Genomic DNA, 24056 nt, shown 5'->3' with positions numbered 1-24056 from the left:
AATGACACACATTGCGTTTGGCACATCTGGTTGGCGGGGTATCCTCTGTGAGGATTTCACATTTGATAATGTAAAGATTGTGATTCAGGCTATTGCCGATCATATTGCTATGAATGGTGAGCAGGGAAAAGGCGTTGTCATTGGTTGTGACACGCGCTTCATGGGGGGGCGGTTCGCACAGGAAGCTGCACAGGTATTAGCTGGTGCTGGAATTAAAGCTTTCTTGTGTAAGCGAGATGTTCCTACTCCCGTGATCTCTTTTGAAATCCTCCGGAGAGGCGCAGCGGGGGGCATTAATTTTACTGCCAGTCACAATCCTCCTGAATACAATGGTGTAAAGTATTCTCCCTCCTGGGGTGGACCAGCCCTCCCTGAAACAACTCGTGACATAGAGAGGCGTGCAAATGAGATGCAAGGCGGGATTTGCTACAAGGAACTTTCTGTGGCAGAGGCTGGTCTGCGAGGACTTCTTGAGCATATAGATCCCAAAGAGGAATACCTGAAAGCGCTTGAGTCAAAAGTTGATTTTGATGCTATTGCAAAGCTCGGAAAAATAGCTCTTAATCCCTTATATGGTACAGGCAGAGGATATTTAGATGCTCCGTTGAGGCACCGCAACATTCCCTTTGTCATGATTAATGATCGACCTGATCCTTATTTTGGTGGTCACCCACCCGAACCCTCTGAAAGCCATATACCGGATTTCATTTCTCTGGTACAGCAAGATCCCGAGATCAAGTTGGGTCTTTCCACTGACGGAGACGCGGATCGCTTCGGAATACTTGATTCAGACGGCAGTTTCATTGAGCCAAATTATATTATAGCTTTGTTGTTGGATTACTTGATCCGGTCTCGTAAAATTGAAGGGGGAGTGGCACGTAGCGTTGCTACCTCCCACTTGATTGATGCTGTAGCTCGCAAACATGGTGTTCCTGTGTATGAGACACCCGTGGGCTTCAAATATATCGGTGAATTGATTACTCAAGACAAGATTGTTATTGGCGGAGAAGAGAGTGCCGGCCTGACTATTAAGGGTCATGTTCCCGAAAAAGATGGCATTCTTGCCTGTTTTCTGGTGGCTGAAATGGTTGCACGTGAAGGGAAAACGGTTCGAGAGTTGTTAGATAAGCTTTATAATGAGGTTGGTCGAGTCGTCACACGCCGTGATAATCTGTCACTCTCACCTCAACTCGAGGCTGCTTATAGTGCTAAAGTAAATGCAGTGCCTGCTGAAGTTGCTGATACGAAAGTCAAAGAGGTTATACGCATCGATGGGACTAAATTGCTGTTAGAAGACGGTAGCTGGATGCTGTTTCGCAAGTCCGGCACAGAACCTGTCGTACGACTTTATGGCGAAGCTTCTTCCAACGAACGTCTTGCTAAAGTCATGGAAGCAGGTAGAAAGTTTATACTCGGATAATATCCAGAAGCGGAAATTATGCGTTTCATATATCATTTTATATAGCTCAAGTGCAGCCCAATGTGTCAAGGGTGCCATGGGAACTTATACGGAGGAAGCACAACATGTGGGATTATACACCAACTGTAAAAGATCATTTTCTCAATCCACGTAATGTAGGCGATATACCCGATGCAGACGCAATTGGCGAAGTTGGTAGCCTGGCGTGTGGTGATGCGCTTAAGCTCTATCTAAAGTTGGATGAAAACAAAGACAAAATTGTAGATGCAAAGTTTCAGACATTTGGCTGTGCAAGTGCCATTGCCTCCTCTTCCGCTCTTACCGAAATGGTCAAGGGTAAAACGCTTGACGAGGCCCTCTCGATTAGCAATCAGGAGATCGCCGAATTTCTGGGGGGGTTACCTGAGGAAAAAATGCACTGTTCCGTGATGGGACAGGAGGCACTTGAAGTTGCTATTGCCAAATACCGTGGTGAGCCTATCCCTGAACATGACAGTGAACATGACCATGGTCAGGCTTATCCTGATCATGAAGGCACTATCGTATGTAAATGTTTTGGTATAACTGATACATTTTTAAAAAAAGTTATTGAAACCAACAAACTCACTACAGCCGAGCAGGTGACGCATTTCACCAAGGCTGGTGGTGCATGTGGAGGATGTATACCTAAAATCCAGGAGCTGATAGCAGAGGTTCTTGGTCAGAACAACCAACCACGTACACGGCCGGAAAAGCTTTCTAATCTGAAAAAGATGCAACTCATACAGGAAGTTCTGGAAAAAGATATCCGACCATTATTATGGGCTGATGGAGGTGATCTTGAGTTACTCGATATTGATGGATCAAAGGTTCAGGTTGCTTTCCGCAAAGCTTGTGCCGGTTGTGCCTCTTCCGGTTATACCGCCCGCATGGTTGAGCAAAAATTGCGTGAGTTTGTAGCTGAAGATATTGTTGTCGAGGAGGTAGCGGGATGAAAGAAATCTACCTCGACAATAATGCAACTACAAAAGTGGATGAGGCTGTCTTTGAGGAGATGCGGCCATATTTTTGCGAGCTTTACGGCAATCCTAGTTCCATGCACTTTTTCGGTGGACAGGTGCAGGGCAAGGTTAATGAAGCACGCCAACGCGTGGCTGCACTATTAGGCGCTTCGACTGATGAAATCATTTTCACCGCCTGTGGTACCGAAAGTGATAATGCCGCCATCAGATCCGCCCTGGAGGTTTTTCCAGACCGCCGACATGTGATTACCTCTCGTGTTGAGCACCCGGCGGTTTTGACACAGTGCCGCAATTTGACTCAGAAAGGCTATCGAGTCACCGAAATAGGAGTTGATTCAGCTGGACGCTTGGATCTGGAAGAACTGAAAGCTGCAGTTGATGAAGATACGGCAATCGTTTCACTGATGTGGGCAAATAACGAGACGGGTGTTATTTTCCCTGTTGAAGAGGCGGCAGCCATTGCCAAGGCCAAGGGAGCACTTTTTCATACTGATGCAGTTCAGGCTGTAGGAAAAATCAAAATAGATATGGCCAGTTCCTGCATTGATATGCTTTCTGTTTCTGGACACAAACTACACGCTCCAAAGGGAATCGGAGTTTTGTACTTGCGACGCGGAACGCCTTTCCGTCCTTTTCTGGTAGGAGGTCATCAGGAAAAAAGCCGCCGTGCAGGAACTGAAAATGCCGGAGCTATTATTGCCCTTGGAAAAGCCTGTGAGCTTGCAGGCACATACATGGATATCGAAAACAGCCAGGTTAAAGCTCAGCGAGACCGTCTGCAAGACGCACTTATGGCGTCCATACCCAACGCACGTATTAATGGAGAGGGTGCCGACCGCCTCCCTAACACAACATCCATTGCATTTGAGTTTGTCGAGGGAGAAGCTATTCTTCTGTTGTTGTCCGAGCTTGGCATCTGCGCCTCATCCGGCAGTGCCTGCACATCGGGATCACTTGAGCCATCACATGTACTGAGGGCAATGGGTGTCCCCTTTACCTGTGCCCACGGTTCCATACGTTTCTCACTCTCACGTTTTACAACCGATGATGAAATCGATTTCGTCATCAAAGAACTTCCATCTATTATTCAGCGTTTACGGCAGATGTCACCATTTGGGCGTGAGTTTCTCAAATCCCAGGTGTGATCGTATGGTATGAGTAAAGCACAAAAGGCGGCCTCCTCGGCCGCCTTTTGTGCTTTAACTTTTTACGTTTGTGAAGGAAGAAAATGGAAACAGATCTCCAATATCTTGAACAGTGTCTTGATTACAAATTTGTTTCAAGTCATCTGGCTGTCAATGCATTGATTCATCCTTCCTATGGCAATGAAAAAGGGGGGGCAGGAGCTGACTACCAGCGTCTTGAATTTCTAGGAGATGCAGTACTGGGGATGCTTTTGGCAGAGTCTCTTTTCAATCGTTTTGCTCAAAGTGATGAAGGTACCTTGTCACGTTACAGGTCACAAATGGCTGACCAGTCAACACTGGCCGCTGTCGCACGAAATTTTGGCCTGGGGCAATTCATTTTATTGGGACGTGGTGAAGAGCAGACAGCAGGGCGCGAGAAAGATTCCATACTTGCTGATGTATTAGAAGCCTTAATTGCCGCCGTCTACCTTGATGGTGGATTGGAAAATGCTCGCAGAGTTATTGTCCGGTTGTACGGCGAGATACTGGAAAAACCAGAGTCGCTTTTTGCCATTAATGATGCAAAGAGTGAATTACAGGAACTACTTTCAATGCGGAGGCTTTCGCCTCCTTACTATCATCTTGTTGAAGAAAGTGGTCCTCCTCACCAGCGACATTTTCATTTTCAGGTTTTGGTGGGAGACAGAGTGGCGGGCGAAGGAGAGGGGCGTTCCAAGAAAAGTGCGCAACAGGCAGCAGCTGTCATGGCGCTCAAGCACCTGAGGGAAGCTGGCTCGTAATGAAGAAGATTACGGTGCCTTTTTATATCAGCCACCAGGGATGCCCCCATACCTGTATCTTCTGTGATCAACGCATCATTTCAGGTTCTTCCGGCTCACTTCCAGGTACCTCTGAGATTTTAGACAAAATAACCACCTGGAGTCACTCCTCTGGTGGGCGTCCAGTTGAAGTTGCTTTTTTCGGTGGTACCTTCACTTTATTACCTCACCATGAGCAGCAAAGACTACTGAATCCACTTCAACCGCTGCTCAAGAGTGGTGCTGTTGCTTCTGTCAGGGTATCAACTCGTCCTGATGGCATTGATCCAGGAAAAGTGGGTTGGTTGGCAGAACAGGGTATAACCACCATTGAACTTGGTGTTCAGTCAATGGATGACATTGTTCTAGCTGAGGCGGGTCGGGGGCATGATGCCGCAACTTCCGTCGCTGCACTGAAGTGCATTCGCACAGCAGGTCTAACTGCCGGTGCTCAACTTATGCCTGGACTGCCTGGGGATTCGTTATCCGTTTCGTTGAGTTCTTTGGAACAAGTGATAAATGCTGGCGCTTCCTTTGTCAGACTATATCCAGTAGTAGTGTTGCGTGGGACCGAACTGGCGCAGAGATATGAAACGGGTAATTACACTCCTTTGAGCGTCGAGAAAGGCGCCAGCATCTGTAAAATCATGTTACAGACAGCCATGAAAGCACCTGTTGAGGTTATTCGCATTGGCCTGCAGGCTGATGAAGGTCTGTCTTGGAACAATGTGCTTGCTGGTTGCTGGCATCCCGCCTTCGGTCAGCTTGTCTACTCAGAACTCTATTTTGATCTCCTCGTTCAACTCCTGGCTGGTCTGGACTCATCCGTACCACTCAAAATAAGGTGCCATCCTTCTCGTGTATCTGATGTCATTGGCCATAAGCGCAATAATCTTTTAAGACTTCTGCAGCAACAGATAATAATTCAATCAGTACTGCCCGATAAGAATATCATGCCCAGCGAGATCATCGTCTCAGACGCTAAAAATGAGGTTCAAGGTTCTGTCATAAAAGATCTGAAATACGATATTAAAAGGATAATAGAGGAAGAAAATGCCTGAATTGCCCGAAGTTGAAAGCGTTGTCCGCGCACTTTCTGCATCTTCTCCATCGCTTATTGGTTGCAGAATCGAAGAAGGCGTAATTTATGGAAATAACGTCATTTTCGGTTGTTCGAAAGATGAGTTTTTGCATCGGCTGCGACATGCATATTTCAACAGTGTCACCCGTCATGGCAAATATCTTTTCTTTGAACTAGATACTGCGGATAATCGCAAGGAACGATCTTTTTATTTGGTGATTCATTTACGTATGACCGGTCGGCTTTCTCTAGTGAGTTCTTCAGAGATAAAAGCACAGCATACACGTCTATCTCTTCTTCTCGACAAAGATCTGATACTTCGTTTTGATGATCCACGTACTTTTGGAAGGGCATGGTTGGTTGACGATCTCTCAATTGTCACAAAATCTCTTGGACCAGATGCCCTTACCGTCACGGCTGCGAAATTTAAAGCTCGTTATGCCTTTTATAAACGACAACTCAAACCGCTCCTGCTCGACCAATCTTTTGTAGCCGGAATAGGAAATATCTATGCCGATGAAATACTTTTTCGCGCCGGATTACATCCTCTGACTAACTCCAGTGATCTTGAATCGGAAGAAGTCCAATCTCTTTACGATTCTGTTCATTCTGTCCTGGAAGAGGCTGTCGAGGCTAAAGGAGCTAATATCGACGGAGTATTCAAGGCTGGCAGTTTTGCAGTAAAGGTATATGGCAGGGGTGGTGAGCAGTGTTTTGTCTGTGGAAGCACCATTGTCAGAATAAGGGTAGGACAGAGAGGAACCCATTTTTGTCCCGTCTGTCAACACAGGGGTGATTAATGCACTTTGAAATAAGAGAGGAAGTATGAAGCTACGTGTTCTGGGGTGAGCTGGTGCGGAATTTCCCGGTTTCATGTCTCCCGCTTTTTTAATAGATGATCAACTTTTGCTGGATGCTGGGACAGTTGGTTCAGTTCTAACCGCACAAGAACAACAGGCTATTAAGCATATTCTCGTTACCCACGCCCACTTGGATCATATCCGTGCCATTCCATCTCTTGCGGACAATTCTATTACCGCACCTTTCAGACATACCATCCAGATTTACGGTATTGCTCCAGTTATAAGATCAATTCGTAAACATCTTTTTAATAACGTCATTTGGCCTGATTTTACACAAATACCTTCTAAAGAATCACCAGTGCTTGCTTTTAAAAGTCTCGTCCTTACAAAAAAATACTGTATTGAAGATTATACAGTCCAAGCGTTGGCTGTCGATCATGGCGTTCCGGCAGCTGGCTTCCTCATCTCCAAGAACGGAGTGCGATTTGCTTATACTGGCGATACCGGTCCCAACGATCATTTTTGGCAAAATGCATCTGGTGCGAATGCACTAATAGCTGAAGTCTCTTTCCCTGACAGTTTGGTGTCACTTGCTCTGTTGACCAAGCACCTTACCTGTTCTCTATTAAAGTCTGAACTGGCTAAAATGTCGCAACTTCCTGGTAAAATATACATTACTCATTCAAAGCCGCAGTATTACAAAGAAATAAAAGAAGAAATCAGACTGCTTGGCCTATCAAATATTACACTTCTTCATGATGGAGATGTCTATGAGTTGGGATCAAATTAAAAATATTTTTCATTATAGAGGCAAAAATATATAGTTTTATTATTAATAAAAAAGCTTTCGTCTTGCAAAAACTGATTGTTTACAGTATGTTTCACTAATTCAAATTTATTTCAATAAAGTGGAGGTTACATGTTCAGCCAACCGGGAAAGACAAAATTCCAGGTAGATCTGCGTCAGCACCTGCGTGACCAGAATATCAGCGGAAATCTGGTTCATCTTATTTGCGAAGTAGCAGAAGCCAGCAAATATGTGATTAATGCAGTTCGTACCGGTGATCTTGGTGTGGCTGGTACTTCCAATCTTTATGGCGAAGAGCAACTTGCGCTCGACGTCTTATCTGACCGCATCATGCGCAAGCGTCTGCAGCACTCTGGCGTGGTCTGTAATATTGCCTCTGAAGAAATGGAAGAAATTTTCCAAGTTACAAGCAATCCACAAGGAATGTTTTCCGTAGCCTATGATCCACTAGATGGCTCATCACTGGTGGATGTAAACCTTGCTGTTGGGACTATCGTTGGAATCTATCAGGGACAGGATCTGCTTCAACCAGGCCGCAAAATGGTCGGCGCCATGTATATACTTTATGGCCCACGTGTCTCACTTGTATATTCTGTCGGAAAAGGAGTATACGAATTCACCATGAATCAGTTGATGGAATATACTTTGACCCGCGAACAGATCCAGATGAAACCTTGTGGTGACATTTATTCCCCAGGCGGTTTGCGCAAGAAATATAACGAAAGTAATGAAAGATTCATCCGTTACCTGGAGGAGAAGGGATCCAAACTCAGGTACTCAGGTGGTTTTGTTCCGGACATAAACCAGATATTGATGAAAGGGAAGGGGCTGTTTATGTACCCAGCCTTGGATGGCAGTCCCAATGGAAAGCTACGACTTTTATTTGAATTGAATCCGATGGCTTTCCTATTGGAGCAAGCAGGTGGTGCTGCTACCAATGGCGAAATCCCAATTCTGGATATTGAGCCCGAAGGGCTGGATCAGCGATGTCCAGTATATATCGGTTGCCGTGAAGATGTTAGCAAGGCTGGAGAGTTTTTGAACGGTACCTGCTGAATAGCTAAACAACAAATTAAGGGCCAGAAGATGGAAGAAAAGATAGAAAAAACCGAGCAGGTGAAACCAGCTCAACGCCTTTGCAACGAGATCCAGCTTTTTGATTTGTGCGATTTGGATCAATGTAATCAAAAGGATGGACGTTTCTGTATTGATTCAGAACTGCTAGCACGCTTTGAAAGTATTTCAGAGAAAGAAGAAGGTTCTGCAAAACATTATCTAAAAGACGAGATCGATGAAGATCAGGAATCGGATGTTGAAGGCGATTTTATGGAAACACATGGCTTCAGCATTGATTCTGAAGATGGATGGGAAGAAGATTAGATGAAGTCCGAATTACAATGAATGACTCGGGGGAAGCAACCAACAAGGTAGCTTCCCCCGAGTTATTTGTAGATGGCTGTTTTTTTAGAAGAACTTTTTTCCGGAGCATTCTTCCCACTGATGGCGAGGAATTGAAAGGAAAAGGTCTGAAATTTCAGGATCAAATTGGCTGCCGCGGTATTTACGTATTTCACTGGTAACAGAGTCAAAAGGAAGAGCTTTCCGATAGGGACGATCGGATGTCATTGCATCCAATGTATCAACTAGACCAAAAATGCGGGACCCTATAGGTATCTGTTCGCCCTTGAGCCCTCTAGGATAACCAGTACCATCAAACCGTTCGTGGTGAGTAAGTATAATTTCAGCAGGTCCCTTCAAAAAGTCAATTTCTGCAAGTATGGCATATCCTATTTCGGGGTGCCGGCGCATAAGCAACCATTCATGCTCATTCAGTTTTCCCGGTTTCAGAAGAATGTTGTCGGAAATTCCTATTTTTCCCGTATCATGTAGCAGAGCTCCCTTTGCAAGTATCTCCAGTGCTCTTCCGGTGATTCGTAATTTGCTGGCCATGAGTAAGGTGTAATTCATGACCCTCTCAGAATGAGAACCAACTTCTTTCTCCCGAGCATCAAGTGCCTTTACCAAAGCAGTCAACGTATTATCATACGCCTCATGCAAATCGTTCATTGTTCGACGGATTTGCTCGGTTTGTTCCATCACTTTGTATTCGAGGCTGATCTGATAATTCTTTTTTTCAATAGCCAGGCTGCGCTTGGCCAACATGTTCCTAACGGTCAGAATGACTCGGGTGATGCTGAAAGGTTTGGCAATGTAATCATCTGCTCCAAGGTGAATGCAATCCATGGCTGTGTTCATATCTGATAAACCGGTAATCATCAGCACCGCAATGTCTGTATTAACTTGTTTTAGATCCTTGAGCAAATCAACGCCGCTTTTGCCAGGCATCATAATATCTGAAATCACAAGATCAATATTCTGATCCGCCAATATGGTGAATGCGGCATCTACATTTTCCGCCAGATAGCAATGGTACCCTTCCTGTTGGAGGGCAGCAGAAAGAAGTTCCCTGATCATTTCTTCATCATCCACAATCAGGATGTGTTCGTTCATGTAGACTCCCGAAGTAAGCTATCTTTACAATTAGGCTTATCTATTTACCATTCAATTGCTTTGTTTTCAAGCAACATTAATCATGCTATAAATCCACTTGCAGCACGTTAAACACTAACTTTTCAAAGGTGAAGATCAGTATGATGGCACGTAATTTTCTCATACAACTGGTTCTCGTTTTGATTACTGTTCTGCCAGGATGGACATCAGACACAGCATTGATGTCATTCACCCAAAAAGATTTTGCCCGCATGATCATTTCTGAGTTTAACTGGTTTGATGGACTTCCCAAAGAACCTTCAGACAGGGATTATCTCATCATTCTCGGCGGCAAAAGGAATTTTCATTTTGAAGCTGAGAATGCTTACAACCCCCAGACTGATAATGTGACGGCTCGTAACTATGAGCTTTTTGGGTCTTTTACAGGTAAACAATGGCTTATGGGCGTCTCTGCGCCCACAACAGTTCACTTTACAGCTCTGCTTCCTTTGGGAGGAGAGTTCAGCATTAGAGCTAATGTTAAGGGCGAGGGTTTTACATGGAAGTTTGGCGATAAGAAATTTTCGGGAGGATCTTCGTCCAGTGTTTTCACAAAAGTTGATTTTGGCAAAGTGATGCTTGCACCAGGAGTGGTTTCGTTTGAGGTAACCATACCTCCTGAAGGAGCTATTGACTCCTTTACTCTTACAGCTGGTGATCATAAACCGATCCAACCCTTTGGAGGATGGCGCTTCAAGGAACCTTTGACCAATCAACGCATGGCTGAAACCGGAATTGCCTTAATTGATCTTTATGAGCGACTTCCGGATAGCAAGGAGGAAACTGCAGTAAGAATCACCGCAGTGGATGCCGCACTAAAAAATAATAATGTATCGCCATCAACAATAGATTTTCTTGGCCCATTCAGTTCACGGGCGTGGCTGCGCGCCAATTATTTGGGCGCCTTAGTTGAAATTCCCATTAAAATATCTAAATCAGGTTTTTTTGCTGTCCGGATTAGAGCAATGGGAAACATACTGAGCGGGAGTATTAATGATGTTTCCTTTTCCGTGCCCAGTAAGCCGTATTTGGACATAGTTAATCTGGGTATTTTTCGTCTTGAAGCCGGAGACAACATGATCCGAATTCATCTAGCTCCCATGGGGGGCCTTGATATTATTGAACTGACACCTAAAGCGCAGAGTCCCTCTACACTGTGTGCACTGGCTGGAATAGAAGGGGCCACGGATCGACAAGTAACAGCAGACGAGGCCAGAAGATTTCTGGAAACGATTCGGAAAAAATACCCGGTAAGAAGATAACTAGATGTTCAATGAGCGCCCACTGCTCATCCCTTTTGTGGCATTTGCATCAGGGATTTATGTTTCTGATTTGTTGGGCCTGCTCCTTTCTTTAAAATCTATTGCAGCAGTTTTTGGCTGTCTGCTCCTTGCATGTTACATTCGACATTCTTTTCCGTTGCATCTTTTGAGTTTTCTTTTTTTCTTTGTATATGGTCTTCACGCCCTTACTCCCTGGAAAACACCGTCACCATTCTCTTCTCTGATCCAATCGCTTTCATCCCGCACCCCCGTTGCAGTCGAAGGAATCATAAGCTCGCGGCCGGTTACCAGCATTACCGGCAGCAGCTTTGTAGTACATGTGGATCGAATTAGAAATGGTAAAGCAACGACTTTAACAGATGGAAAGTTACAGGTTTTTGTCACAACTGGTGACATAAATGTGATGAGGGGGGACCGAATCCTTCTTTCTACACGCCTCCACATTCCTCATAAGCTTGGCCTGCCTGGCGAGTTCGACTATGCCCGCTATTTAGAGTTAAATGGAATAGCCGCTACAGGAAGAGTTGCCTCGGCTGATGATATTGTCCTCATTCGAGGAGCGGTCCAAAACTCACTACTGCGCAAAATTGATCTATCTGCACACCGTTTTGGTGATGCTATACGTGAGAACCTGCCGGACAATTCTGTGTCATCGGTGATGACAGCTCTACTGATTGGGGATCAGAAGCGAATTCCTCAACAGCTCAATTCAGCCTATACCAGAGCTGGCGTTAATCATATTCTCTCCATTTCTGGCTTCCACATTGGAATAATTGCTTTCTTCGTAGTTCAAATGACAATGGTTGCGGTGAGCCGTATCGAATACCTGGCTTTAAGTTTTAACCTCAGACGATGTATCTTACTGCTGGCTCTACCGGCCATGGTGCTATACCTGGTGTTAACAGGAGCTGCTCCGGCCACCACCCGGTCTGTTATCATGCTGATTACCTTTGTCATGGCCCTTTACGCAGAACGAGAGGTTGATGCTGTTAACACACTCCTCCTGTCTGCTCTGGTGCTGATTTCCCTGAACCCTCCCAGCCTGTTTGATATTTCTTTTCAACTTTCATTTATTGCTCTGTGGGGAATAGTCATAACTGTTGCCCCTGTAATGGAAAGGATTGGTAACTTTCGTCGGAGTTGGATGCGCACCTTGTTCCAGTTTGTGGTGACTTCCTGCGCTGCATCTTTTGCAACAATCATCCCGGTACTTTTTGCTTTCAACCAAGCCTCACTCAATGGGATTTTGGCTAACTTCCTGATAGTACCGCTTTTAGGATACGGGGCTGTACTGACTGGCTTCTGTGCATTGCCCATGATCTACATTTATACGCCAATTGCTCATCTACTGCTTTTATTTGCTGGAAAGATGGTAGAAGTCTCAAATTTCATGATAATTATCTTCGGGAGCCTGCCCTTGATTCATTTTCATGGAATCACCACAGTGGACATGTTCTTTTTTCTTACCTGCCTATCCCTTTTTACTTTGTTGCGCCCGTCGCGAATGAAATACATTTTATGTGCATTGTTGCCGGTTGCAGCGGTTGTTATCCATCTAGCCGGACCTGCTCTAGCTGACGGACGCCTGCACGTTACCATGCTTAGTGTTGGACAAGCAGAATCTATATTGATTCGTTTTCCTGAGGGTTCTACTATGCTAGTGGACGGAGGCGGCTACCTATATGACACTGAACAGGATTTTGGAGAGAGAATTCTGGCACCAGCACTCCGAAAGCTTGGCGTAAATCACATTGATCGATTGATAATGACCCATGATCATCCGGACCATTCTGGCGGTCTACCATTTCTGATCAAATCGATGCCGGTCGGAGAATTCTGGGAGCCTGCTACAATTTCTAGAGGAGCTAATTACAATAAGCTATGTGATTATCTGGCCGAACGTCAGGTACCACGACGTATGCTTGTAAAGGGCGATTCTTTCCAATTAGGAGACAAAATAGTCATAAATGTGTTGTCACCTTCAGCTCAGCAAGGCTTTGCAGATCAGAAATATTCGGATGCAAACGAAGAGTCTCTCGTGTTTCAACTTGTATATGGAGAAATCAAGGTTTTGTTTACTGCGGATGCCGGTTTTTCTACCGAAACAAAGATACTGACAGATACAGCCGAAGTGGCATCAACACTGCTGAAAGTGGGGCACCATGGTAGTCGTTTTTCTACTTCCGACAAATTCCTTGACCACGTGAACCCCAGCGTGGCTATCATATCAGCAGGTTTAAACAACAATTTTTCACTGCCATCATTAGAAACACTTCAGCGTCTGCATCGCAGGGGAATCGCAACCTACCGAACCGATCGCGATGGGACCATCGAATTCATAAGCGATGGAAAAACCTGGAATGTTGCTACTCCTTTCCGAAGCGAGGACCGTCTTTTATAATTTCGGTTTCTCAAGGGATATTTTACCCATCTTCAACTACTACTTATAATAAAGCTGTTTGACAGGTATCTTCTAAATGCGGTAAAAAAGATGGATAATTTAGTCATTTTTGCTATTCCAAAATGAGTCAACATGAATCACATTCTTATAATTGAAAAAGACTCCTTTTACTCAGAAAGTCTTTCAGGATTACTTAAAGCTCATAATTATGCAGTAGACTGCGTACTGTGTGGACTTGATGCACTAGCTGTTTTGAAAAATAATCACTACGAATTGGTGATAGCCGATTTTCACATGGAGGACGTGGCAATCACGCAATTCCTCTCCCAGCCTTCTCTATCTAATTCATGTACTAATGTTCTTATCTCCACTGCTATTGATCACCTCGAATCAGCACTTGCTGTTCTTAAATATGGTGCCTCTGGCTATATCCTGAAAACGATACATTCTGATGAAATTATTCATACTGTTGCTCGTGTTTTTGAACAGCGTAGAATGCGAAATGAAATTAAACAGCTTAAGAACATGCTGAGTTTGTGTCAGTCCAGTCAGGCGATCGCCGGCTGTCTTGAAATCGAACGCATTTATCATCTTATTTTGGATGCAGTTGCAAGAGAAGTAGGCGTTGACCGCTATATGGGGGTGTTCCGGTCCGATAAAGCGCTTGAAATACTACAAAGTCGAAATGTAACCGCAGAAACTGCATCTTGTTTGAAAACTATAATAGAGACAGAGGTTGGCAGAGGAATTGCTGAAACTGAGCTGGTGAAACATATCAAGGATCTGCCAAAAACAATTCCGGATATGGTCGACACCGACATGGAAGAAGCTTTTTTGATATTTATGCATAACCACCAAGACTTGTTGCAGGGGGTTATGGTTTTATTTAATAATCCGGGGCTGGAGTTGCCTGACTTTTTCGACAGCAAAGAGAATATTTTATTTTTAATGGAACAGTCTTTGAAAGCATTCGAAAATGCCAAAAGCTTCAGTCTTGCGAATGATATGCTCTTTATTGATGACCTGAGCGGCCTTTACAATCACCGCTACCTTGAAATCGCTCTTGATCGGGAACTAAAGCGAATAGAACGCTACTCTTCTCAGCTTGCTGTTCTTTTCCTAGATCTGGATGCATTTAAGCAGGTGAATGATACTCACGGTCACCTTGTCGGCAGTCAAGTTCTGAGGGAAGTAGGTATTTTGTTGAGAATATCCGTCAGGGATGTTGATGTGGTTATTCGTTACGGTGGCGATGAATATACAATCATACTGGTTGAAACCAGTCCTGAAGCGGCTGCTTCAGTTGCGGAACGTGTTCGAAAGCAGGTTGAATCCCATTCTTTTTTGGCCGAGAGAGGGTTGAATATCAAAATTACCTGCAGCATCGGCTATTCCTGCTGTCCGGACGATACCCTCAGTAAGCACGAGCTGCTTGAAATGGCTGACATCGCCATGTATGCAGGCAAGGGCAGCGGCAAGAACTGCGTTACCCGCCACAAGAAAACCTCCTGAATCCCCCTAAAAATCCCACTTAAAGAGGAAACGTATGGCCATTACCGCGATAAAAGGCTTTAATGATATTTTACCAGGTGAATCAGGCAGGTGGCAGTACATAGAACAAGCTGCGCGCCGGATCTTTGAATGCAATGGGTTTTCTGAAATCAGAGTTCCTGTCATGGAAAAAACCGAACTGTTTTGTCGTTCCATTGGTGATGCTACCGATATCGTTGAAAAGGAGATGTACACTTTTACGGACAAAGGAGAAAATAGCGTAACTCTGCGACCCGAGGGCACTGCCGGTGTAATGCGGGCTTTTATTGAACATAAGCTACATGCACAAGATCCTGTTACAAAATTATACTACCTGGGCCCAATGTTTCGTTATGAACGGCCACAGAAGGGGCGTTATCGTCAGTTTCATCAAATTGGTGTAGAAGTTACCGGTGTCAACGATCCGCTTGCTGATGCCCAGATTCTCAACATGTTGTGTGCTTTTTTTAGCGAGATTGGACTGGACGAACCATCTCTGCAGATTAATTCACTTGGATGCCCCCAATGCCGCCCTCAGTATAGAGAAATTCTGGTTAAATTCCTGGAAAGTCGCCTGTCTCAACTGTGTGATGACTGTCGCCGGCGCATTACCACTAATCCGCTACGTATTCTTGACTGTAAGGTGCCAAGCTGCGCAGAGGCTACACAAGGGGCCCCATCTATGCTGGCTCATCTTTGTACAGAGTGTGATGAACATTTTGAGGCAGTACAAAGCTACTTGAAAAGTACAGATACTATTTTTCATATCAACCCAAGAATGGTTCGCGGGCTTGACTACTACACCCGTACAACCTTCGAAATGGTAACTGGACAGCTTGGATCACAATCGGCCGTTGCTGCCGGGGGGCGTTATGATGGACTTATTTCTCAACTTGGGGGACCCTCCATTCCTGGTATCGGATTTGCCATTGGAGTTGAGCGAGTTGCCCTGCTGCTTGGAGAAAGGGATTTCACAAGCCCCCCAGACCTTTTTATTGCTACGATGGGTGCGGAAGAACGGGCTGCTGCCTTTACATTGATGACAGGACTGCACAATCTGGGGGTTCGAACGGAAATAGACTATGAAGGAAAAAGCTTGAAAAGCCAGATGCGGCGTGCCGGAAAACTAAAGGCACGTTTTAGTGTAGTGATTGGTGGGAATGAAGTTGCTAACGGTCACGCTGCTTTCAAAAAAATGGAAGATGGCAGCTCTACTGAGTCGGTACTTACGCCGGAAGCGGTGGCCCGGTTGGTGTCCATAGAAAAATATTGAATGACCATAAGGAGATGAGATCCATACCAATGTCAAGCACACCTGATTCAAATCTTTACTTGGAAAAGCTGGAACGTACCAACTCGCTATTGAATATCATGGTAGAGATTGGAAAAACACTTACTTCCAGCCTGAATCTTCAAGAAGTGCTTGAGATTATCATGCAGAAGGTCAGTCTGCTGCTAAAGCCCAAAGCTTGGTCCCTGCTTTTAATCGACGATGCCACTGATGAACTTTATTTCGAAATTGCAGTTCCTCCCGTCGATGAACTTCTTGCAGATTTCCGTTTTAAAAAAGGCGAAGGTATTGCTGGGTGGGTCGCTCTTAATGCCGAGTCTGTCCTGATCGAAGATGTGCGCAATGACGAACGCTTTATTGCTCCTTTCGAGCACACGACTAGTTTTTTAACCCGCTCCATTATCTGTGTTCCCCTCAAAATCAGAGGAAAAGTGGTTGGTGTTATCCAACTAATCAACAGTTTGGATGACCTGCAGTTTACCGACAGTGACTTGAAAACCTTGGATACTATTGCGGATTATGCCGCCATTGCCATAGAAAACGCCCGAAACTTCACGAAGGTAAATGAACTGGTCATTACTGATGAATTGACCGGACTCTTTAATGCCACTCATTTTCACACATTGCTGGATGTAGAAATCGAGCGCACAAAACGTTATTCATCAACATTTTCACTTGTTTTTATAGATCTTGACCGGTTTAAACACATTAATGATGCCTACGGTCATCTGGTGGGCAGCCGGATACTCTCAGAGTTTGGTGCTCTGCTCCAAAAGAGTATTCGTGGCACAGATATGGCTGCAAGATACGGTGGGGATGAATTTGTCATAATATTGCCCGAAACTTCAAAGCGTGGCGCATTGTTTATGGCAATGAATCTGCGCAGCGCCATTGCTAAACATCATTTTTTTACCGATACAGGAGAACAACTTGTCATTACCGCAAGTTTCGGCATTGCATCTTTTCCTGATGATGCTGACTCAAAGCGTGGACTAGTGCAGGCCGCCGATAAGGCAATGTACGAGGTTAAGGAATCAACCAGAGACGGTGTGAAGGTTTTTTCTGGTAAATTATGAGAAGTGAGATAACCACAGCCGTCTGCCTCGAAAAATCGAAGCAAACAGCTGCTTTAGTAGTTAAACTATTGCTTTAAGTTCATCAATTAATCCCGCTAAGAAATCATATCCTTTTTGCCAGAAATTCCCTTCATTTATATCAATTCCTGCGAGTCGGGCCGTTTCCGCTGGTGAGAGTGCACCGCCGGACTCCAACAGGGAATGGTAACCAGGCTTGAAACTCTCGCCTTCTTCACGATATTTTTGAAACAACGCCAGCACCAATAGCTCTGCAAAGGTATATGAATAGCAGTAAAATCGGCTGTGAATGAAGTGGCTGATATAGCTCCATCCCCATTGATAGGCCGGGATCATCTCGACTGCATTCCCGAATAGTTTTGCATTTTCCTCCAACCAGATTTCTCCGATCCTCACATTTGAAAGCAATCCTTTCGAACGTTCGCGGTGCAGGCGCAGCTCAAAACGGGTAAGTACAGTCTGGCGGAAAGTGGTTGCGATTATATCTTCGATTTTGGCGCACAGGAGAGAGCGGCGAACAACCGGATCACTTTCATTTTCTAACAGCATGCGTGTCAACAGCATTTCTCCAAACACGGAGGCTGTCTCTGCCAAGGGAAGCGGAGCATGGTAGTTAAGCATGTTCTGTTTCTGTGACAGGACAAAGTGCAGGCCGTGACCGGCCTCATGGGCTATGGTAGCCAGATCTCGCAGAGTGCCGGTATAATTGAGCAGCAGGAAGGGTGGGGCTTCGGGACTTATGCCCATGGCAAAAGCACCACCTGATTTGCCGGTACGAGGCATCACATCAACCCGACGTTCACTGAAAAAAGCCTCCACAATGCGGCCAAATTCAGGATCATATGCTGTGTAAGCAGCTACCACCATGTTGCGAGCCTCATTGAATTCAAATTTCTTTTCACTTTCGGCCACTGGAGCATACATGTCACAGTTACGAATTTTGTCCATGCCCAGCATTTTTGCTTTTAATCGAAAATATTCCTGGGCGAGGCCATAATTAGCCTCCGTAGTTTCCATCAGATGTTCCACCGCCTCATCCGGTATCTCGTTTCCAATATTGGTTGGCTGAATGGGTGAGGTGTAATTGCGCAGTTCCATTTCCTGCCCATGGTCTAGTGCCATATTGTTAAACACTGAGTTGTAGACTATGCCATGCTCGCCATGTCGTTCCAGGAAAAGCGTCAGAGCGCGAAAGCGTACATCGGGGGAGGGATGGTGAAGCAGGGAAAGCAATTCCTCACCCGTAAATTCCTGTTCTTCACCGTCCATTTCCATGGTGTAACGGAATGAGGCAGAAAGCTCATCGAACAGTTTAGTGAAGGCGCTAAGTCCGGTAAGATTCTTACGGGTAAGAAGTCGTTCTTCATTTTCTTTCAAAGTAAAAGGGCGGAACTTGCGAATGCTCCTCAAAAAATGCAGATATCTATCAGCTTCCTGCAGTGAGCACAACGTTTCAAAGCGATCGTCTTCCATGTTCATTAATTCTAAATCGAAAAACAGCAATTGTTGAGATAGACGGTTACCCAGTTCTGAACAGCGCTGAGAAAGAGCACGATTAATTTCGTTAGTCGAATCAGCAGCAAACAGCAAATGGGCGTAACAGAAAGGCTTTGCCATCGAAACCTGCATCGCCTCGTATTCCCGTAAAGCAGAAAGTAAACTTTGAGGATCAAGCTGAGAAATCTTCTCGAAATAACGCTGACGGAAACTTGCCGCCATACTTTCAAATGAATTCAGCTCCGCCTCAAGTTCGGGTGAATCGGGAGCTGAATAAAGCAGGGAAGTGTTCCAAGTGAGGTCAGTCTGTGGCATGCTTGTCTCCATGAAATCATGAATGGATACTTAATCCGGAAAGATTACTACGTGGGAACCGTACCGTCAAGATGGTCAACTCCATCCAAGGAAGGATTTTACAAGCATCACCAACTGTTGTACCTTGTTGTGAATCAAAGGAGATTGAACGTGACATTAAAGCAATTAGAAGTTTTCGTTGCCGTGGCAGAATATCTCAGTTTTTCAAAAGGTGCTGAGAAGGCCTGCATTACACAATCAACTGCAAGTCAGCATATACACGCACTTGAAGATGAACTTGAAATCAGGTTGTTCGATCGCAGCCGTAGTGGTGTGTTTCTCACTGAAGCGGGCACTTTATTTCTTGAACACTCACTCAAGATTATCAAGGAATGTTCGAACTCGCTCTCAGCGATCCGACGGTTCCGCGGTATGGAAAATGTTGTTCTAAAAGTGGGTGCCAGCAGTATCCCAGGCACTTGTTTAATTCCCGCAATGCTCGGTGATTACCTTAAAGTCTGTCCCAAAGTTTGCCTTGACGTAATTCAAGGCGATAGTACTTCCATTCAGCAACAATTGCTAAATGGCCAGATTGAGCTTGGCCTTGTTGGAGGACACGTTGACGATGAGAGGTTGCAGTCCGTTCCCATCGGTCAGGACAATATTATCTGTGTGGCCCCACCTACCATCATGGAAAAAATAGGGAATAACCTTACTCCAGTTGAATTGTGCCAAATTCCGCTTGTAGCGCGTGAAGATGGATCAGGCACACAACAGGCTGTACATAAGGCACTTTTTTCTGCCGGGGTAAAAAAGGAAAAACTACGCACGACTGCTGTTCTCGGTAGCAGCGAGGCCGTACGCAGGGCAGTCATGAACGGAACTGGGTGTGCCTTCATGTCCAATCTGGCAGTTGCAAAGGATCTGGAGGACGGCACACTGGCAGTTTTAACAATATTAGGTCTGGAGATATCGAGAAACTTTTATGCAGTGAAGAGATCTGGCAGGGAGCTTTCTCCAGCAGCAGCAGCCTTTTGGCTACTGATGACCCAGGATGTTTATAACAGTTAAAACGACCATGGATTACTTTAGTCTAAATTGTGGACGGCACGCTAATTTCGAGTATTCATCAGTTTGAAATCCATAAAAATGAATGTTACTATTTATTCCCTGTAAGCAAACAACTCGTTAGGAAATCTTTTGAGCGAACTCATCTTTATTCTGTTGTTTTTTGGTCTGCCTGGCATCTTTGGGTTCATGATGGCCCGTAAACGCGGCAAGAACCCTTATCTATGGGGGCTTTTGTGCGGTGTCTTTCCTTTTTTTCTAGTGGTACTGAAGATGCAATTCAAACAAGGTAAAAACGAGCACCTTTGAGGTCTCGCATCCTTTACCTGATACAGACTCTCCTTACCTCGCGCAAATCAGTAAGGCCTTTAAGACATTTAAGAATCCCATCCTGTTTCAAAGTCGTCATGCCATCAGCCATCGCCTGTTGGCGGATAAGTTCAATTTCTGCCTTGCGCTTTATCAGTGCTTTTAGCTGATCGCTTCCCTCCAGCACTTCATGCAGCCCCAGACGTCCCACGTATCCGGTATCTCCACATGTAGCGCAACCTGCTGACCGGTATAACCTGATTGCAGCTGGATTGATACCACTCTTGAGAAAATCATCAATTCCATATTCTAAAATTATTTCTTCCAGTTCTTCCTTGTGAGGGATGTATTCCTGTCTGCAGGTGGTACAAAGTTTGCGGGCCAGCCGTTGGGCCAGTATGCAGAGAATAGCATCGGAAAAGCTGAAAGGATCCAGCTCCATATCCAGTAAACGAGTTACTGTCTCAGGGGCTGAATTTGTGTGCAGTGTGGAAAAAACGAGATGACCGGTTAGCGAGGCCCCTATGCTTATCTCTGCAGTTTCTTTATCACGCATCTCGCCCACCATGATTACATCCGGATCTGCCCGCAGAAACGAGCGTAATGCCGCAGCAAAAGTGAAGCCTATTTTTGAGTGTACCTGAACTTGGCGCAGGCCAGGCTGTGTAATCTCTACAGGATCTTCGGCAGTCCAGATTTTGGTTTCAGGCGTATTGATGACGGAGATGGCTGAATGAAGAGTAGTAGTCTTGCCAGATCCGGTTGGTCCGACCACCAAAACAAGACCGTATGGCTGCCTGATACATCTTTCCAAAACACAAGCGTTACGATGTGTCAATTCTAACTTATTGAAGCCAATAGGTTCACCGGAAGATAATACACGAATGACAACGTCTTCCATTTGACCGGCTGTTGGTACCGTGGCTACACGCAATTCGACATCCAATGGACCAAATTTTTTAAAAGCTATCTTTCCGTCCTGTGGCTTGCGCCGCTCTGAAATATCAAGACCACACATTATTTTGATGCGCGAGGGTATGGCATATTTATACTTGTATGGGATCATCTGATAGATTTTGCAGCGGCCATCGAAGCGCATTCGAACCCGGACATCTTCCTTGCCAGGAAACGGCTCGATGTGTATGTCTGAAGCTTTATTGCGCACTGCATCAACAATGATCTTGTTGACCAGCTGAACAATTACATTGTCTTGCTCAGAAACCTTGCGGGACTCCCATTCAATCTCTGGTTCTTCACCTGCGTCCAGTTTACTAATAAGCTCATTAATGCTGCTGTCCTTACCGCCAGGCCCGCCGTTTCCGTAAAAGAGGCTAATATAGTTCTGGATATCCTCCCTAAAGGCGGCCATGTAGCTAATGCGCTTGAATTCGGGATATATGAACTTTATTGTTTCGTGGCGTGCGAGATCAGTTGGATCATCCATAATGATATGCAGCCTGCCGTTTTCTAATTTAAAAGGAACCCACCACTCCTTCATCAGTCGTTCCGGCTTGACTCGTTTGAGGAGTTCATTGTCTAGCCACATTGTTGCCGGTTCGAACCCGATGAATTCGGTACCAAAATATAATGAGAGGTTCTTTGACATGTCTTCCCGACATACCCCAAGCTCCCGCATCAGGATAACGTCCAGGCCAATAGTAGGTAGGTCCGGATGAGCATCAAGTTGATTCAGCGCCTTTTCGTCGATCAGATTCTTGTCAAATAGATAATTATATCGAGATCTGTGGCGGATGCTGTTGGCGCTAACCGTAAGACGGTTGATATTGTTAATGGCTATGGAGAGCGATGTAGCCAGCTCCGTTGCATAATTGACATCAAGGTCCGTGAAGAAAGTGCTGTTCTTCTTGTTCATGATCTGGATTACACCTAACAAGATGTTTTTAAAACTCATTGGTACACAGAGTACTTGCTTGGTACGGAAACCTGTCTTTATGTCCCAAGTGTCGTCGAACCTGAGATTGCTGCCGATCATAAGTAATTCATGAGTATCGTAAGCATTTCTGACATTTATTGTTCTGCCGGTATATGCGCAAAACCCAGAAAGACTGTTGTCGCTGATGGGAATGGATATCTGCTGCAACTCACCACCACTCTTTACTTTCGATACAAGGATTTTGTTTCTGGTATCTGTCAGATAAATAGTAATGCGCTCAGCATCGAAAAGTGGGGCGATGCTTTCCTTTATCTTGACCAGAAGTACATCAAGGCTGTCAGAAGAATGTATCTCATTAATCTTTTCCATCAACCGTTTTCGGAATTCCAGCTGCTGTTTGAAAAACTTCTGTTCCAAAGCCACGACATCCTCCTGTTCATGAGTGGATTCGAGCCATAATATCAAATTGGTTTTATTTAACAAACTTAAAACAATGGTAAACGAGCCCAATACTTAACGTACTAAGGTGAAAAGCCTCCCTATTTAAAAAAGGCGCTGGTATAGTAATTAAAGCTCCACTGATCAAAAGAACAAGAAAGGGTAAAACATGCGCACCGAATCGAATATTTTTCTTGAAAAGCTTCTTGATGCTCCCAGTCCATCCGGCTATGAACAGCCGGCTCAGCGAGTCTTTCGAGATTACGTAGCTGCATTTTGTGATGAAATCACTACGGACATAATGGGTAATGTTATTGCCAAGGTTGGCGGTAAAGGACAGAACCTACCCAAGGTCATGGTGGTGGGCCATACGGATGAAATCGGCCTGCAGATTAAATATATTGATGACAAGGGATTTCTTTTTTTTGCAGCAGTTGGCGGCGTAGATGCTCACCTTACGCCGGGTAAACGGGTCAATGTTCATACATCAACAGGCGCCCTTCCGGGTGTCATAGGGAAAAAACCTATACATCTTATGGATAGCAAAGACAGGGAAACAGTTGTCAAACTCGAATCACAATACATAGACATCGGCGCAAAAGATAAAGAAGAAGCTCAAAAACTGGTCAGGGTAGGGGATGCAGTTACCTTCGAAAGCTCATTCACCCGCCTTCATAACGAGCGCGTCGCTTCTCGAGGATTTGATGACAAAGCTGGCTGTTTTGTCGTAGCCGAAGTGTTGCGTCTAGTAAAAGAAAGCGGTAAACAGTTGAATGTGGACCTGTATGGTGTCTCGTCAGTACAGGAAGAGATCGGCCTTCGGGGTGGCACCACAAGTTGTTATTCAGTTAATCCCGACATTGGTATCTGTGTGGAGGTGGATTTTGCTACCGATCAACCAGATGTTGAGAAAAAACATAATGGAGAAATTTTCCTAGGTAAAGGTCCCATCCTTGCCCGCGGACCAAACATCAATCCACGTCTGTTCGAATTGTTGAACTGTGCCGCGGAGGCGGAGAATATTCCCATTCAACACACTGCAGCACCGCGTGCTACCGGCACAGATGCAAACGTCATGCAGATTTCGCGTGGCGGTGTGGCAACAGCTCTCGTCAAAATACCGTTGCGATATATGCATACCTCTGTCGAGACACTCTCTTTGAATGACCTGGAAAATGCGGCACAGTTGATCGTGGCGGTTCTTGAAAAAATTACTTCGCGAGATGAATTCATCCCTTCCTGAAAATCTGGTGGTGAGGGAAATACCCTCACCACCACCTCACATTATGATCCATTAAAATTAACCCCTTTTGACTTGACTTGCCTGATCTGCTGTACTAATTTTTATA

The 24056-nt window shown here is 45.1% G+C and carries 19 protein-coding genes; 16 read left to right on the top strand and 3 right to left on the bottom strand.

Going from position 1 to position 24056, the window contains the following annotated elements; translation table 11 throughout:
• Position 1: 1 nt before the first annotated feature.
• The 9 genes from KJB30_RS07850 (at position 2) to KJB30_RS07810 (ending at position 8438) form a co-directional block, all read left to right on the top strand.
• On the top strand, positions 2–1420 hold the full coding sequence (locus KJB30_RS07850) for a phosphoglucomutase/phosphomannomutase family protein (RefSeq protein ID WP_214297736.1): 1419 nt from the start codon (positions 2–4) through the stop codon (positions 1418–1420).
• 104 nt (positions 1421–1524) lie between these two features.
• Positions 1525–2394 carry a Fe-S cluster assembly protein NifU gene (gene nifU / locus KJB30_RS07845; protein WP_214297733.1) on the top strand — a complete coding sequence of 290 codons (870 nt, stop codon included), beginning with the start codon at positions 1525–1527 and terminating at the stop codon, positions 2392–2394.
• Entirely contained in the window at positions 2391–3566 is a 1176-nt protein-coding gene (gene nifS / locus KJB30_RS07840; RefSeq protein WP_214297731.1) for a cysteine desulfurase NifS, read from the top strand. Before nifU ends, nifS begins: the two co-directional genes overlap by 4 nt.
• An 83-nt stretch (positions 3567–3649) precedes the next feature.
• Positions 3650–4348: a ribonuclease III gene (rnc, locus tag KJB30_RS07835; RefSeq protein WP_214297729.1), complete on the top strand. Its 699-nt coding sequence runs from the start codon at positions 3650–3652 to the stop codon at positions 4346–4348.
• Positions 4348–5427 (top strand): elongator complex protein 3, encoded by a 1080-nt coding sequence (locus KJB30_RS07830; protein WP_214297727.1) that lies wholly within the window; start codon positions 4348–4350, stop codon positions 5425–5427. Before rnc ends, KJB30_RS07830 begins: the two co-directional genes overlap by 1 nt.
• Entirely contained in the window at positions 5420–6247 is an 828-nt protein-coding gene (gene mutM / locus KJB30_RS07825; protein ID WP_214297725.1) for a DNA-formamidopyrimidine glycosylase, read from the top strand. The genes KJB30_RS07830 and mutM overlap by 8 nt, the downstream gene beginning before the upstream one ends.
• Before the next feature lie 73 nt (positions 6248–6320).
• Positions 6321–7040, top strand: a complete 720-nt coding sequence (locus tag KJB30_RS07820) for a 3',5'-cyclic-nucleotide phosphodiesterase (RefSeq protein ID WP_246545574.1) — start codon at positions 6321–6323, stop codon at positions 7038–7040.
• A 129-nt stretch (positions 7041–7169) separates the two neighbouring features.
• Complete coding sequence (locus tag KJB30_RS07815) at positions 7170–8114, top strand: class 1 fructose-bisphosphatase (protein ID WP_214297723.1); 945 nt, start codon at positions 7170–7172, stop codon at positions 8112–8114.
• A 30-nt stretch (positions 8115–8144) separates the two neighbouring features.
• Complete coding sequence (locus KJB30_RS07810; protein ID WP_214297721.1) at positions 8145–8438, top strand: hypothetical protein; 294 nt, start codon at positions 8145–8147, stop codon at positions 8436–8438.
• Between the two features lie 84 nt (positions 8439–8522).
• Here KJB30_RS07810 and KJB30_RS07805 read toward each other — a convergent pair whose 3' ends face one another.
• Complete coding sequence (locus KJB30_RS07805) at positions 8523–9548, bottom strand: HD-GYP domain-containing protein (RefSeq protein WP_496198530.1); 1026 nt, start codon at positions 9546–9548, stop codon at positions 8523–8525.
• A gap of 161 nt (positions 9549–9709) precedes the next feature.
• On the opposite strand from KJB30_RS07805, the gene KJB30_RS07800 reads away from it, so the two are divergent.
• The 5 genes from KJB30_RS07800 to KJB30_RS07780 all read left to right on the top strand — a co-directional run bounded on the left by KJB30_RS07800 (position 9710) and on the right by KJB30_RS07780 (position 17189).
• A complete protein-coding gene (locus KJB30_RS07800) occupies positions 9710–10870 on the top strand; it encodes a hypothetical protein (protein ID WP_214297717.1) in 1161 nt (386 codons plus the stop codon).
• 4 nt (positions 10871–10874) lie between these two features.
• The gene (locus KJB30_RS07795; protein ID WP_214297715.1) at positions 10875–13292 is read left to right on the top strand and encodes a DNA internalization-related competence protein ComEC/Rec2; all 2418 of its coding nucleotides are present in this window, start codon (positions 10875–10877) and stop codon (positions 13290–13292) included.
• Positions 13293–13424: 132 nt separating this feature from the next.
• Positions 13425–14804 (top strand): GGDEF domain-containing response regulator, encoded by a 1380-nt coding sequence (locus tag KJB30_RS07790; protein ID WP_214297713.1) that lies wholly within the window; start codon positions 13425–13427, stop codon positions 14802–14804.
• A gap of 34 nt (positions 14805–14838) precedes the next feature.
• The gene (gene hisS, locus KJB30_RS07785; RefSeq protein WP_214297711.1) at positions 14839–16095 is read left to right on the top strand and encodes a histidine--tRNA ligase; all 1257 of its coding nucleotides are present in this window, start codon (positions 14839–14841) and stop codon (positions 16093–16095) included.
• A gap of 29 nt (positions 16096–16124) precedes the next feature.
• A complete protein-coding gene (locus KJB30_RS07780; protein ID WP_214297709.1) occupies positions 16125–17189 on the top strand; it encodes a GGDEF domain-containing protein in 1065 nt (354 codons plus the stop codon).
• Between the two features lie 60 nt (positions 17190–17249).
• Here the strand turns inward: KJB30_RS07780 and KJB30_RS07775 are convergent, their stop codons facing one another.
• Positions 17250–19019, bottom strand: coding sequence for a M3 family oligoendopeptidase (locus KJB30_RS07775; RefSeq protein WP_214297707.1), 1770 nt, complete (start codon positions 19017–19019; stop codon positions 17250–17252).
• Between the two features lie 150 nt (positions 19020–19169).
• Here KJB30_RS07775 and KJB30_RS07770 point away from each other — a divergent pair, with 150 nt between their 5' ends.
• Entirely contained in the window at positions 19170–20069 is a 900-nt protein-coding gene (locus tag KJB30_RS07770) for a selenium metabolism-associated LysR family transcriptional regulator (protein WP_214297704.1), read from the top strand.
• Positions 20070–20388: 319 nt separating this feature from the next.
• Here KJB30_RS07770 and KJB30_RS07765 read toward each other — a convergent pair whose 3' ends face one another.
• Positions 20389–22638: a GspE/PulE family protein gene (locus KJB30_RS07765; RefSeq protein ID WP_214298018.1), complete on the bottom strand. Its 2250-nt coding sequence runs from the start codon at positions 22636–22638 to the stop codon at positions 20389–20391.
• Between the two features lie 238 nt (positions 22639–22876).
• On the opposite strand from KJB30_RS07765, the gene KJB30_RS07760 reads away from it, so the two are divergent.
• Positions 22877–23950 (top strand): M42 family metallopeptidase, encoded by a 1074-nt coding sequence (locus KJB30_RS07760; protein WP_214297702.1) that lies wholly within the window; start codon positions 22877–22879, stop codon positions 23948–23950.
• Positions 23951–24056 lie beyond the last annotated feature (106 nt).

This window comes from Pelotalea chapellei (assembly GCF_018531195.1).
GTDB classification, from domain to species: domain Bacteria; phylum Desulfobacterota; class Desulfuromonadia; order Geobacterales; family Pseudopelobacteraceae; genus Pelotalea; species Pelotalea chapellei.
Note: the sequence above shows the minus strand (reverse complement) of the source record. Positions and strands in the feature narration are given on the sequence as shown.